The 8206-nt window shown below is 72.0% G+C and carries 5 protein-coding genes; 4 read left to right on the top strand and 1 reads right to left on the bottom strand.

Annotated elements, in window-relative coordinates; translation table 11 throughout:
* Positions 1–52 precede the first annotated feature (52 nt).
* A complete protein-coding gene (locus ACFV6E_RS36895) occupies positions 53–1393 on the bottom strand; it encodes a S1 family peptidase (protein WP_385166230.1) in 1341 nt (446 codons plus the stop codon).
* A 598-nt stretch (positions 1394–1991) separates the two neighbouring features.
* On the opposite strand from ACFV6E_RS36895, the gene ACFV6E_RS36890 reads away from it, so the two are divergent.
* The 4 genes from ACFV6E_RS36890 (at position 1992) to ACFV6E_RS36875 (ending at position 8204) form a co-directional block, all read left to right on the top strand.
* Entirely contained in the window at positions 1992–2207 is a 216-nt protein-coding gene (locus ACFV6E_RS36890) for a type A2 lantipeptide (protein ID WP_385166231.1), read from the top strand.
* A gap of 96 nt (positions 2208–2303) precedes the next feature.
* The gene (locus ACFV6E_RS36885) at positions 2304–3113 is read left to right on the top strand and encodes an HlyD family efflux transporter periplasmic adaptor subunit (protein ID WP_385467684.1); all 810 of its coding nucleotides are present in this window, start codon (positions 2304–2306) and stop codon (positions 3111–3113) included.
* A gap of 74 nt (positions 3114–3187) precedes the next feature.
* Positions 3188–5347: an NHLP family bacteriocin export ABC transporter peptidase/permease/ATPase subunit gene (locus ACFV6E_RS36880; RefSeq protein WP_385166279.1), complete on the top strand. Its 2160-nt coding sequence runs from the start codon at positions 3188–3190 to the stop codon at positions 5345–5347.
* Position 5348: 1 nt separating this feature from the next.
* Positions 5349–8204 carry an NHLP bacteriocin export ABC transporter permease/ATPase subunit gene (locus ACFV6E_RS36875; protein WP_385467681.1) on the top strand — a complete coding sequence of 952 codons (2856 nt, stop codon included), beginning with the start codon at positions 5349–5351 and terminating at the stop codon, positions 8202–8204.
* Positions 8205–8206: the final 2 nt, after the last annotated feature.

The raw sequence follows: 8206 nt of genomic DNA, 5'->3' as shown, positions 1-8206 counted from the left end.
GGACGGTCACCCGTCCCGCGCCGCGCCCGGGAGTACTACCGGGCCGCCCGGCTCAGTAGTCCTGGCCGCTGACGGCCGCGCCGCCGTCCGCGCCCTCGCCGGTGTCCTGGCCCGTGCCCTCGTCGGCCGGAGCCGACGGGTCCGCCGTGCCGGCGCCCGCGTCGTCGCCGGCCTCGTCACCGGCGCCCGCGTCGTCGCCCGCGCCCGCGTCACCGGCACCGCCGGCCTCCTCGCCACCGGCCTCCTCGCCGCCGGCGCCCGCGCCCGCGTCGCCGAGGGTGGCGCCGACCGCCTCCAGTGCCGTGGTGACCGGCTGGAAGAAGGTCTCGCCGCCGATGGTGCAGTCGCCGCTGCCGCCCGAGGTCAGGCCGATCGCGCTGCCGTCCTGGGTGAACAGCGAGCCGCCGCTGTCGCCCGGCTCGGCGCAGACGTCGGTCTGGATCAGTCCGGTGACCGTGCCCTCGGGGTAGTTCACGGTGGCGTCGAGGCCGGTGACCGTGCCGTCGTTCAGGCCCGTGGTGCTGCCCATCCGGAAGACCTGCTGGCCGACGGCCGCCTCCGCGGCCTGGGTGATCTCCACGGTCTGGCCGTTGCCGACATTGACGGTGCTGGGCGCCTCGGTGGCCGGGTCGTCGTACGTGACCAGCGCGAAGTCGCCGTCACCGGGGAAGGTCGCCTGGTCGACGGTGGCGATGGGCTCGCCGTTCTGCGAGTCCGACCACGCGTCGGCCGCGACCCCGCAGTGGCCCGCGGTCAGGAAGGCCGGGGCGCCGTCGCCCGTGGTGACGTTGAAGCCGAGGGAGCACCGGGCGCCGCCGCCGAAGATGGCGTCGCCGCCCTCGACGAAGGTCTTGAACTCACCGGCGGACCGTTTCACAGTCGCCACGTCCGAGCCGAGGGACTTCACCGTCGAGGTGAGGGTGTTCCATTCGGCGGCGCTGACCGTTCTGTCGGCGGTGACCCGGATCTCGTTGGTCTTCGGGTCGACGGACCAGGCGGTGCCGGGGATGGTCGCCTCGGTCTTCAGGGTGCCCGCGGCGGCCTTCAGCGTGGCGGTGGTGTTGTTCACCTGGTTGGGGACCGCGCCGGCCTTGCGGATCTGGTTGACGACGTTGCTGTTGTCGCCGACGACGTTCACGATGATCTGCTGCTTGCCGGCGTCGTAGTAGGACCCGGCGAACGCCTCGCCCAGCTGGGAGGCGAGCTGCGAGGCGAGGCCGGGGACGTCGGCCGCCTTGAACGTCTTGGGGGTGGCGTCGTCCGAATCCGTCTGGGACGCCATGGCATTGGGCAGTACGAGCGCCGCCGCTCCTAGCGCCACCACGCTTCCGGCCGCGATCGCGGCCTTGCGCTTGGGTATGCGCTTGTGACTCCTGCTGCTACTGCTACTCAACTCTCGACCTCCTGGGGACGGGGTCCGAGCCGCCGTCCGGCAGCTGACTGTGGGGGCGCCTGGATGGCAGTTGATACGGACGTGCCGCACGGGGCGTTCAACCGGAGGAAACAATTGCTGTTCCGGCCCCACGGAACACCTCGGTGAACGCTGCGCGACCGGCCCATCGCTTTCCGTACGCCATCGGCGGCGGAATCCCGGCTTCAGCGAATCTGCACATCGAATGCGCAGCGGAGTCACCGCGGACAGCACCCCTTCACACGGGAATTCACACCCGGCGCCTTTGGGTCCGTACTGTCCTTTTCACTTCCGCGGCCGCAAGACCATGTGCCGATCGATATCTGCCGGGCGTGTGAAGAACTGATCGCCAAGTCGTGGCCGCTTCTGCACGGATGTACCGCCCCGGCGCCCAAGACCCCTGGTGAGAGCGGTGGTTGATTGGAAGCGCGGCGCGCCACCGTGCTTTGATCCGTTGCACCGCGGGGGTCGCACGGGGGTTCCGGCAACGGAGCCGCTCACCCGCGGTCGCGGCCGACCATCTGTCCCCAGAGGGGGCCGCTCCCCCCTTATGAATATCCATACGAAGGGAAGTTCCATCATGAACTCCACCCCCCGTTTCGAGACCGCCGAGATCTCCGACGCCGAGCTCGACAACGTCTCCGGTGGTCTGTCCGTGCACGCCGTCGGCACCGTCACCGGCCTGGTCGACTCCGTCGCCCCGGTCTCGGGCGTCGTGGGCACCGCCGTCGGCACCGTCGAGGGCGTGACCGGCCTGAACACCGCCCCGGTCACCGGCCTGGTCGCCGGCCTCTGATCGCACATCCGTGCCGCCCGAGTCCCGGAACCACTCCCCGGTTCCGGGACTCGGGTGATGCCGTGGCACACCCCGGACACAGGTGAGGGACATTCCGTGCAGTTCCGCCAACAGGCCCTCGCCAAGCTCCAGTCGCCCGAGGATCTCGACCTGCCGGTGCGGTTCGCCCGGCCGCAGGGCTGGCTCGTGCTCTGCGTCACGGTGGCCGTCATGGCCGCCGCGTCCGTCTGGGCGGTGACGGGCACCGTCTCCGCCACGGTCGGCGCGCCCGCCGTCCTCACCCACGGCCAGGGCAGTTACGTACTCCAGAGCCCGGTCGCAGGCCAGGTCACCGCGGTCGTCGCCGAGCAGGGCCGGCGGCTCGCCGCGAACGCGCCCGTGCTGAAGGTCAGGACGGCCGACGGCACGACGGCCGTCGTCCGCACCGTCGCCGCGGGCCGTATCACCTCCCTCGCCGCGACCATCGGCGCCGTCATCACCACCGGGGCGAGCGTCGCCGCCGTCGAGAAGGTCGCGAAGGCCGACGACCCGCTGTACGCGACGGTGTACGTCCCGGCGGAGAACGCCGGCACCATCCCGGCGGACGCGGCCGTGGACCTGACCGTCCAGTCCGTGCCCACGCAGGAGTACGGCGTGCTGCGCGGCCATGTGAAGGCGGTCGAGCGGACCGCGCAGACCCGGCAGCAGATCACCGCGTTCCTCGGGGACAGCCAGCTCGGCGAGCAGTTCACCGAGAAGGGCCGTCCGGTGGCCGTCCTGGTCCGCCTCGATCCGTCGTCCGTGACGAAGAGCGGCTACCGGTGGTCGTCCGCCGAGGGGCCGCCGTACGCGCTGGAGTCCATGACCCTGGCCACCGGTTCGATCCGGCTGGCCGACCAGCGCCCCGTCGATTGGCTGCTGCCGTGACCGCTCCCCAGGACACCCTGCCCCCGCCCGTCCGGGGCAGACGCCGCGCGGCCCCGCCCAGACGTACTCTGCCGATGAACCGGCACGGCAGCGTCCGCACCCCCACCGTGCTCCAGATGGAGGCCGTCGAGTGCGGCGCCGCCTCGCTGGCCATGGTGCTCGGGCACTACGGACGGCACGTCCCCCTCGAAGAGCTGCGCATCGCCTGCGGTGTGTCCCGGGACGGCTCGCGCGCCGGCAACCTGCTGAAGGCGGCGCGCAGTTACGGCCTGACCGCCAAGGGCATGCAGATGGACACGGCGGCGCTGGCCGAGGTGCGGGCGCCCGCCGTGCTGTTCTGGGAGTTCAACCACTACGTCGTCTACGACGGCACGGGGCGGCGCTTCGGCCGCCGCGGGGTGCACATCAACGACCCCGGCAAGGGCCGCCGGTTCGTGCCCATGGAGGACTTCGACTCCAGCTTCACCGGCGTCGTCCTGGTCATGGAGCCGGGCCCGGACTTCGAGAAGGGCGGGCGCAGGCCGGGCGTGCTCGGTGCCATGCCCGCCCGGCTGCGCGGCACCTCGGGCACCATGCCCGCGGCGGTCCTGGCGAGCCTGCTGCTTGTGGCGGTCGGCGCGGCGGTGCCCGCGCTCAGCCGCACCTACATCGACATGTTCCTGATCGGCGGCCAGTCCTCGCTGCTCGGCGTGCTGTTCACGTCGATGGGCGCCTGCGTGGTGCTCACGGTGGTGCTGACCTGGCTGCAACAGGCCAACCTGCTGCGCGGGCGGCTGATCTCCTCGACGCTGAGCAGCGCCCGTTTCCTGCGGCACCTGCTGCGGCTGCCGGTGACCTTCTTCGCCCAGCGCAGCCCGGCCGACCTGGTGCAGCGCCTCCAGTCCAACGACGCGGTGGCCGAGACGCTCTCCCGCGACCTGGCGGCGGCGGGCGTGGACGCGGTCGTCGTGGTGCTGTACGCCGTGCTGCTCTACACCTACGACCCGCAGCTCACGGCCGTCGGCGTGGGCGTGGCGCTGCTGAACGTGGTGGCGATGCGAGTGGTGGTGCGGCTGCGCGCCACCCGGACCGCGAAGCTGCGCGCGGACACCGCCCGGCTGACCAACACCGCGTACACCGGGCTCCAGTTGATCGAGACGATGAAGGCGACCGGCGGCGAGGACGGCTACTTCCGCAAGTGGGCCGGTCAGCACGCCACCACGCTGGAGGAGCAGCAGCGGCTCGGGGTGCCGAGCGCCTGGCTGGGCGTCGTCGCACCCACGCTGGCCACGCTGAACAGCGCGCTGATCCTGTGGATCGGCGGACTGCGCGCGGTCGAGGGCCACATCTCGGTGGGTCTGCTGGTCGCCTTCCAGGCGCTGGTCACCCGCTTCACCGCGCCGATCACCCGGCTGAACGGCGTCGCGGGCCGCATCCAGGACTTCGCGGCCGACGTGGCCCGCCTGAAGGACGTGGAGAACTTCGAGGCGGACCCGCTGTACGCCCGTACCGGCTCGGCGGGTCCGGCCCGGCGGCTGCACGGTCATGTGGAGCTGGAGAACATCACGTTCGGCTACAGCCCGCTGGACAAGCCGCTGCTCACCGGCTTCTCGCTGACGGTGGGCCCCGGGCAGCAGGTGGCGCTGGTCGGCGGCTCCGGCAGCGGCAAGTCCACGGTCTCCCGGCTGATCTCCGGCCTCTACGCGCCGTGGGAGGGCGTCATCCGCATCGACGGCCGCCGGCTGGAGGACATCCCGCGGGGCTCACTCGCCTCCTCGGTCTCCTTCGTCGACCAGGACGTCTTCCTCTTCGAGGGCACGGTCCGCGACAACGTGGCGCTGTGGGACCCCTCGATCCCGGACGACGCCGTGGAGGAGGCGCTGAAGGACGCGGCCCTGTACGACGTGGTGACGCGCAGGCCCGGCGGCATCCACAGCCGGGTCGAGCAGGACGGGCGGAACTTCTCCGGCGGGCAGCGCCAGCGCCTGGAGATCGCCCGCGCGCTGGTGCGCGACCCCAGCATCCTGGTGCTCGACGAGGTGACCAGCGCGCTCGACGCGGAGACGGAGCAGGTCGTCATCGACAATCTGCGCCGCCGCGGCTGCGCCTGCGTGGTGATCGCGCACCGGCTGAGCACCGTGCGCGACAGCGACGAGATCGTGGTGCTCCAGCACGGCACCATCGTGGAGCGCGGGCGGCACGACGCCCTGGTGGCGGCCGGCGGTCCGTACGCCGAGCTGGTCAGGGAGCGGTGAGATGACGACGGTCCAGCACGACGGTGATCTGGTCCTCGGGGCGCTCGGCACGATGGGCGCGCCCGTCGACTGCTCCGGCCGCAACCGGCTCGACCTCGAAGGCCCGCAGGTGCTGTGGCTGGTCGCGGCGGGCGCCGTCGACCTGTACGCGGTGGACGCCGTGCAGCAGGGCCAGTGGCACCACCTCGGCCGGCTGGAAGCGGGTACGCTGCTGCTCGGCCCGGTCGCGGGACCGCGGCACACCCTGGTCGGCCGCCCGCTGCGGGACTGCGTGGTGCGCCGGATCGAGCTGCGCGAGCTGTACCAGCAGGCCACCACCGAGACCTGGTCGTACGACGCGTACGGCAATCCGCAGTACGTGCCGCCGACCACCAGCCCGCTGGAGTACGCCCTCGCACTCGGCGTCGGCCGGAGCCTGTCGATCCTCTTCCAGGCCCCGATGGCCACCGAACGGGCGGCGGCGCCTGGGGGTGCCCCCGCGCGGGTCCATTCGAGCGTGGGGGACGACGACGACGTCTTCTGGATGCAGGTGCCGCCGGGCAGCGTCCAGTACGGCTCGCTGTACGGGGCTCAGGCGGCGGCCGATCTGCTGATGGACCCCGCGGTCTGGCAGTCCATGGTCGACCAGCAGTACCGGCTGCTGACCACGCTCGACCGGTGGATCGAGCAACTGGAGCAGAGCCACGAGCACCGCACGGCCGCCGGGATCAAGGCGGGCGAGGCGGTGCGCGCCCAGGCCGACCGTACGCTGCTCGCGTCGATCGGGAAGCGGACCGGGAAGCGCCCCACCGGGACCGACGCGGACGCCACCTACGCGGCGTGCAGGCTGGTCGCGGGAGCGTGCGGGATCACGCTGGCCGAGCCCGCGCGCAACGGCGCCGAGAGCGACCGGCTCGACCCGGTGGAGCGGATCGCGCTCGCCGCGCGCGTACGCACCCGCGCCGTCCGGCTCGACGGGCGCTGGTGGCACGACGACATCGGACCGCTGGTCGGCCACCGCGCCGTGTCGGGAGCGCCGGTCGCGCTGCTGTGGCGGCGCGGCGGCTACGTGGCGGTGCACCCGTCCTCCGGGCGGGAGACGCCGGTGGAGAAGGAGAACGCGGCGGAGTTCGAGCCGCGGGCCGTGATGTTCTACCGGCCGCTGCCCGACCACCGGCTCGGTCCGCTGCGGCTCATGCGGTTCTGTCTGCGCGGCACCGGCGGCGACGTGCGCAACCTGGCCGTCAGCGGTCTGGTGACCGTGGCGGTCGGCGCGCTCGTCCCGATCGCCACCGGCAAGGTGCTCGGCGAGTACGTGCCGAAGGCACAGCACGAGCTGATCGTGCAGGTCTGCTTGGCGATCATCGTCAGCAGTGTCGTCTCGGCGGCCTTCATGCTGCTCCAGAACCTGACCATGCTGCGGATGGAGGGGCGCGTCGAGGCCACGCTCCAGCCGGCCGTGTGGGACCGGCTGCTGCGCCTGCCCACCAAGTTCTTCACCTCTCGCTCCACGGGCGAACTGGCCAGTGCCGCCATGGGCATCAGCGCCATCCGCCGGCTGCTGGCCGGGATCGGTCCGACCATCGCGCAGGCGGGCACGATCGGCGCGCTCAACCTGGCGCTGCTGCTCTGGTACAGCGTGCCGATGGCGCTGGCCGCGATCGGCATGCTCGTCGTCATCGCCGCGGTGTTCCTGGGGCTCGGCCTGTGGCAACTGCGCTGGCAGCGGCGCCTCGTGGTGCTGAGCAACAAGCTGAACAACCAAGCCTTCCAGACCCTCAGGGGCCTGCCGAAGCTGCGGGTGGCCGCGGCCGAGAACTACGCGTACGCCGCCTGGGCGGGCGAGTTCGCGCGCAGCCGCGAGCTCCAGCAGAAGGTCGGCCGCATCAAGAACCTCACCACCGTGCTGGGCTCGGTGTACCTCCCGCTGTGCTCGCTGGTGATGTTCATGCTGCTCGCGGGTCCGGCGCGCGGTTCGCTGTCCGCCGCCGCGTTCCTCACCTTCAACACCTCGGTGACCATGGTGCTGACCTCGGTCACCCAGCTCACCAGCGCCTTCGTGTCGGCCGCCGCCGCGCTGCCGATGTTCGAGGAGATCCGCCCGGTGCTGGACGCGACGCCGGAGGTACGGACGTCGAGCACCCGCCCCGGCGTGCTGACCGGCGCCGTCGAGGCGCGCGGGCTGTCCTTCCGGTACTCCGACGACGGCCCGCTCGTCCTGGACGACGTGTCCTTCGACATCGGGGCCGGTGAGTTCGTGGCGATCGTCGGGCCCAGCGGCTGCGGCAAGTCGACGCTGCTGCGCCTGCTGATCGGCTTCGACAAGCCGCTGTCCGGCAGCGTCCTCTACGACGGCCAGGACCTGGCCGCCCTGGACCGGTCCGCCGTGCGGCGGCAGTGCGGGGTGGTGCTCCAGCACGCGCAGCCGTTCACCGGGTCGATCCTGGACTGCATCTGCGGCACCGAGCCGTACACGCCCGAGGAGGCGATGGCCGCCGCCGGGATGGCGGGGCTCGCCGAGGACATCGAGCGGATGCCCATGGGGCTGCACACCATCGTGTCGGGCAGCGGCGCGGTCTCCGGCGGGCAGCGGCAGCGCCTGATGATCGCCCAGGCGCTGATCCGCAGACCGCGCATCCTCTTCTTCGACGAGGCGACCAGCGCCCTGGACAACGACACCCAGCGCACGGTCATCGAGAGCACCAAGGCGCTGAACGCGACCCGGGTGGTGATCGCGCACCGGCTGTCCACCGTCCTGGACGCCGACCGGGTCATCGTGATGGAGGACGGAAAGGTCGCCCAGCAGGGCCCGCCCGCGCAGCTCCTCGCGGACACCGGCGGACGCCTGCACGAGCTGGTACGGCGTCAGATGCGGTGAGC

Source organism: Streptomyces sp. NPDC059785 (assembly GCF_042732375.1).
Taxonomy (GTDB): domain Bacteria; phylum Actinomycetota; class Actinomycetes; order Streptomycetales; family Streptomycetaceae; genus Streptomyces.
The sequence above is the reverse complement of the archived record's forward strand: the minus strand, read 5'-3'. Positions and strand labels throughout refer to the sequence as shown.

What these genes read in the sequence shown, in the direction of transcription:
- ACFV6E_RS36890 (WP_385166231.1), top strand. Translation starts at nt 1,992, where the DNA reads ATGAACTCCACCCCCCGTTTCGAGACCGCCGAGATCTCCGACGCCGAG.
- ACFV6E_RS36880 (WP_385166279.1), top strand. Translation starts at nt 3,188, where the DNA reads ATGAACCGGCACGGCAGCGTCCGCACCCCCACCGTGCTCCAGATGGAG.
- ACFV6E_RS36875 (WP_385467681.1), top strand. Translation starts at nt 5,349, where the DNA reads ATGACGACGGTCCAGCACGACGGTGATCTGGTCCTCGGGGCGCTCGGC.